Raw genomic sequence first — 3,967 nt, forward strand, 5'->3', positions numbered from 1 at the left:
CGCGTCGTGCGTCGCGCCGTTGTAGAACATCACCGGATCTTGCCCCGCCGACTGCCAGATAGGCCCAGTCGACAGATGCCAATTGTCCCAGCTGTCCTCGCGGATGCCGAAAGGGTCGGGGAGGACAGTCCAAGGACCCTTCGGGGTCGGCCCGCCCGCCACGCCGATCCGCGACGCGCCCTTTGCCGCATATTCGTAAAATAGGCGCCAATCTCCGGTCGCAGTCTGTGCGAGCGTCGCTTCCTTGATATTGCCTTCGCCGGGTGGTGCCTTCAGCACCAGATCTTCCTTGACCAGCGCGGTCAGGTCGGGCCCCGCAGCTAAAATCATGCATCCCTGCGCGCGCGCAGCGTCCACGCCAGTATAATAGACGAGATATTCGTCGCCGGCCACGAGCACGGTTGGATCCTCGCATCCGCCCATGTCCTCAGCACCCGGCCCGGGTGTGATTGCGAGCCCCGGATCCATAGTGAAGGCCAGCCCGTCGCGGCTCTCTCCGCGCGCAATGATACCGGTCGGATCGCAGGGCCCGAGCGGATGCGGCACGCCGCGAACCATGATCCGGTAGAGATTGCCTTCCCTCCAGACGAACGGGCTCATCATGTCCATGCCGTCGATCACAGACGTAGCGGAGATAGTTACCGTGTCGAGCTGCTCGACCGCATAGGCGATCGTCATGCGCCTTGCGCCACAGTCAATGACAGCCCGCCGTCGATCGTTACCGTGGTGCCGGTGATATAGTCCGCGGCCGGCGACAGCAGGAAAGCGACCAGCGCCGCGACCTCATCGGGCCGACCGGCGCGCTTCCAAGGGATTGCCGCCTCTTTCGCCGCCAGCTCGTCCGGATGATCCAGTGCGGATTGATTCATCGGCGTAAGGATCATCCCAGGCGCGACGCCATTCACCGCAATGCCCTTCGGCGCGAGCTCTAGTGCAAGCGTGGCCGTCAACTGCGACAGGCCACCCTTGGCTGAGTCGTAATCGACGCCGCCCGGTCGCGGCGCGCGTTCGTGAATCGACGATATGTTGACGATCCGCCCCGTCGCGTTCTTTGCCTCGAGCGCGCGCACCATTCGTCGGCAGGTAAGTAACGGACCGTAGAGATCGGAACGGATGACCCGGTCGAACTGCGTAAGTTCCATGTCAACGAGCATCACGCCGCTCATGTTCAATCCGGCCGAATTGACCAGCAGGCTGACCATGCCGAACGTTTTTTCGGCCTCCGCGAACAGTCGTTCGACCGCGGCTTCATCACTGACATCAACTTGCACCGCGATCGCGCGGTTGGACCCACCGATCGAGGTGCAGACCGCGTGCGCCGCGGCGGCATCCCTCAAATAGGTGATCACAACGCGGGCCCCGGCGTCGCCCAACACCTTGGCGCAGGCCGCGCCAATGCCGGATTCACCGCCGGTGACGATAGCAATCTGATTGTCGAACATGGTCATCACCGCTGAACCTGCGGCGTGACCTCGAGTTGCATGAATTCGCTGCCATAAAGTACCCTTCGCCTGCGCGGCGGGAGCGCGAGTATTTCAAACTGGGTAACTCGGGTTCTGGACGCCCACTTATCGCCGATGAATGGACGTCCGGTTTCATGAAGGGGCGATTGACCTGTGACTGACCGGGACTTGGTCTGGCAGGAAGCCGTAGGGCAGGGGGTAATCACCCATTTGCTGCCGTTCGATCATAGTCGTGGCGCGCCGAGAAGTAGAGGCTAGGCAGACCATCTCAACCGGCATCCGCGTCTATGCGACGAAGACCGTTCAACGGCTTCTTGTCAGAGGTCTGTTCGTAGATCAGGTCAGCTGGTCTTTTTAAAGACCTGCTTATAGACGATCGGCGTAGAAAGCAGTGGACTGATGATGGTGGTATTCTCCACCAAATCCTGGCCGACAGTATGGTATTTTGAGGTTCGCTCGCTGTCGTCGCCGCGGAATGTCAGAGCGACGGTTCCACCATCAGCTTTTACCGATACATCGAAAACAAGCTCCGGGATGAGCTTCCAAGTGATCGGATCTCCGCCTATCCAAACTACGATAGGTGTTTTGGCATCATAGGCGAGGCCGACTCGACCTCCTCCGGTGGAAATTCTAATCCTATTCACCGCAATGGACTTGCGGAGCCTCATCCGAACACGAGGGCGCTTGTCGTCGGAAATGGTGGCGGTAGCGCTATCGATCACTTTGAAAGCGTTGTCACTTTGCGCAGTGTCCAGTTCATAGATGCCCGAAACCACAGCTTGCGCCGGGCTCGCTGAGCCTGAGGTAGAACTCAACATGGCAACTGCTATCGCCGCCAATAAAGTATGATGACGCATCACACGCTCCTCGAATTTTCCTGCTCGTGGGTACGGGGGTAGCGACGATGCGGGTGAGCGCATAGGTGCTACCTTAACTATCGGATCGAAGGACTTACTTCCCCATCACGACATTCGGCAGTGGATAGCCGGGCTTCAAAATCGGTCATTCGCAAAGATGAACCAGCGTCTGAAGTTGGGATGCGAGGGAAGGGGCGTGAACGTCTGGTTCTGGGTCTTCGTTCGCAAACAGTCACCGCAATGCTGAAGTCAGGCGAAGATGTCGGCGAGCCGATTGGCGTCGGGGCCTTCTTTCCAGTCGCGCAATTCGATGAAAAGCGAGGCGCCGACCGTGGTGAACCAGGTCAGTACGACGGTCGTGACGATCGATTGCAGCAGCTGGACGACGAACGAGGGCTGGGTCGGCACCGGCATCTGGACCTGACCCCCGCCGGTGAGGGCACCCAGCGAGCCATAGCCTGCCACGCTCCCGACCCCGATCGCGATCGAGGCGAGCATGTAGATGACGAAGGCCAACAGCAAGATTCCGAACACGTGCCACCGCGCGCCCTTGGTCAAGGCACGGCTGCGGCCGAAAGCGCCGAACACGCCCGGACGCTCCGCGACGATCGCGGGCAGTGCTACCGACCACATGACGGCGAGCATGATACCCGGCACGACGAGGAATATCGTGCCGACCCATAGGCCGAGCAGCATCAGCACATAGACCGCGAACAGCGGCAGGCACCGCAACACGCCGACCTGCAGCATCTCGCGCGGGTTAGCCGGTCGTCCCTCGTCATGCGCAACCGCCGCCTGGATCAGTGCCCCGCTGGCGATCAGCCACAGCCAGCCGACGATGAGTCCGTAGACTCCGGCCAGCGCATATTGCCCTTGCTGGAAATTCTGGAACACCGCTGCGCCGAGGCCGATCTGGCCGAGCAGGAGCGACGGCAGCGCGACCAGGGCAAAGCAGGTGCCGAGCGTCGCCAGCGGATTGGCCTTGATGACGTTCGCGCTGCGCCCGAACACGTTGCCCACGGAAATCCCGTGGCTCCGCTCGGCGATCGTGTGGCTGGCCATTGTTGTTCCCCCAAGTCCCTGTCGATGATGGTGGCGAGCGAACGTCGCGCTGTCCAGTTGGATCATGCCGGATGAGACGCGAGAGGCGAATGGCAGATTGCACCGGTGGCCGATCCGGCTAAGTCGGGTCTGGGGACGGCTTATCATCGCTGGGAGGGTATCATCGGGGCTTCGGGACACGATCCGGCGGCGGGGGCCGATCGACTGGCTGCGGCGCATGCCGCGCTGAGGGCGGACCCGTCGATCCAGTTCGGTCTGACCCGCCCGCCGCCGCTGCCCAAGCCGCCGGCATGGCTGGAAACGCTAGGACGCTGGCTCGCCGATCTGTTCAGGCCGATCGGGCGGCTGTTGCTCTGGCTGGCGAACCTGATGCCCGACGCCCCCTATGCCCGCATCCTGCTGTGGACCCTGCTTGCCGGAATCGCGGCGGCGGTGGTCTGGATGGTGGTCGAACGCATCCGGTCGGGCGAATGGCGGCTTCCCGCGCGACGACGCGCCGCCGGCCCGGCGTCGGCGGCGGAGAGCGGCGATTGGGTGCCCGACGCGGCACCGGCGCGGGCTTGGTTGCGCGAGGCGGACCGGCTC

General features: G+C 62.4%; 4 protein-coding genes and 1 pseudogene. 1 reads left to right on the forward strand and 4 read right to left on the reverse strand.

Annotated features, from left to right (window positions below; genetic code table 11):
• From sphsw_RS14735 to sphsw_RS14750, 4 genes are all read right to left on the reverse strand, one after another.
• Positions 1–678, reverse strand: a 678-nt coding sequence (locus tag sphsw_RS14735; RefSeq protein WP_042467414.1) for a glycosidase, incomplete at its 3' end; no start/stop codon positions are given.
• Positions 675–1,442 carry an SDR family NAD(P)-dependent oxidoreductase gene (locus sphsw_RS14740; RefSeq protein ID WP_031441286.1) on the reverse strand — a complete coding sequence of 256 codons (768 nt, stop codon included), beginning with the start codon at positions 1,440–1,442 and terminating at the stop codon, positions 675–677. The genes sphsw_RS14740 and sphsw_RS14735, both read right to left, overlap by 4 nt.
• A 362-nt stretch (positions 1,443–1,804) precedes the next feature.
• Positions 1,805–2,320, reverse strand: a complete 516-nt coding sequence (locus sphsw_RS14745; protein WP_152555518.1) for a hypothetical protein — start codon at positions 2,318–2,320, stop codon at positions 1,805–1,807.
• A 249-nt stretch (positions 2,321–2,569) separates the two neighbouring features.
• Positions 2,570–3,382, reverse strand: coding sequence for a hypothetical protein (locus tag sphsw_RS14750; protein WP_031441288.1), 813 nt, complete (start codon positions 3,380–3,382; stop codon positions 2,570–2,572).
• Positions 3,383–3,487: 105 nt separating this feature from the next.
• Here sphsw_RS14750 and sphsw_RS14755 point away from each other — a divergent pair.
• Positions 3,488–3,967, forward strand: a pseudogene (locus tag sphsw_RS14755) (hypothetical protein); the annotation flags it as partial.

The organism is Sphingomonas sp. FUKUSWIS1 (genome assembly GCF_000733135.1).
GTDB classification, from domain to species: domain Bacteria; phylum Pseudomonadota; class Alphaproteobacteria; order Sphingomonadales; family Sphingomonadaceae; genus Sphingomonas; species Sphingomonas aerolata.

Coding starts and splice junctions, on each gene's coding strand:
- sphsw_RS14740 (WP_031441286.1), bottom strand. CDS start 1,442: ATGTTCGACAATCAGATTGCTATCGTCACCGGCGGTGAATCCGGCATT.
- sphsw_RS14745 (WP_152555518.1), bottom strand. CDS start 2,320: ATGCGTCATCATACTTTATTGGCGGCGATAGCAGTTGCCATGTTGAGT.
- sphsw_RS14750 (WP_031441288.1), bottom strand. CDS start 3,382: ATGGCCAGCCACACGATCGCCGAGCGGAGCCACGGGATTTCCGTGGGC.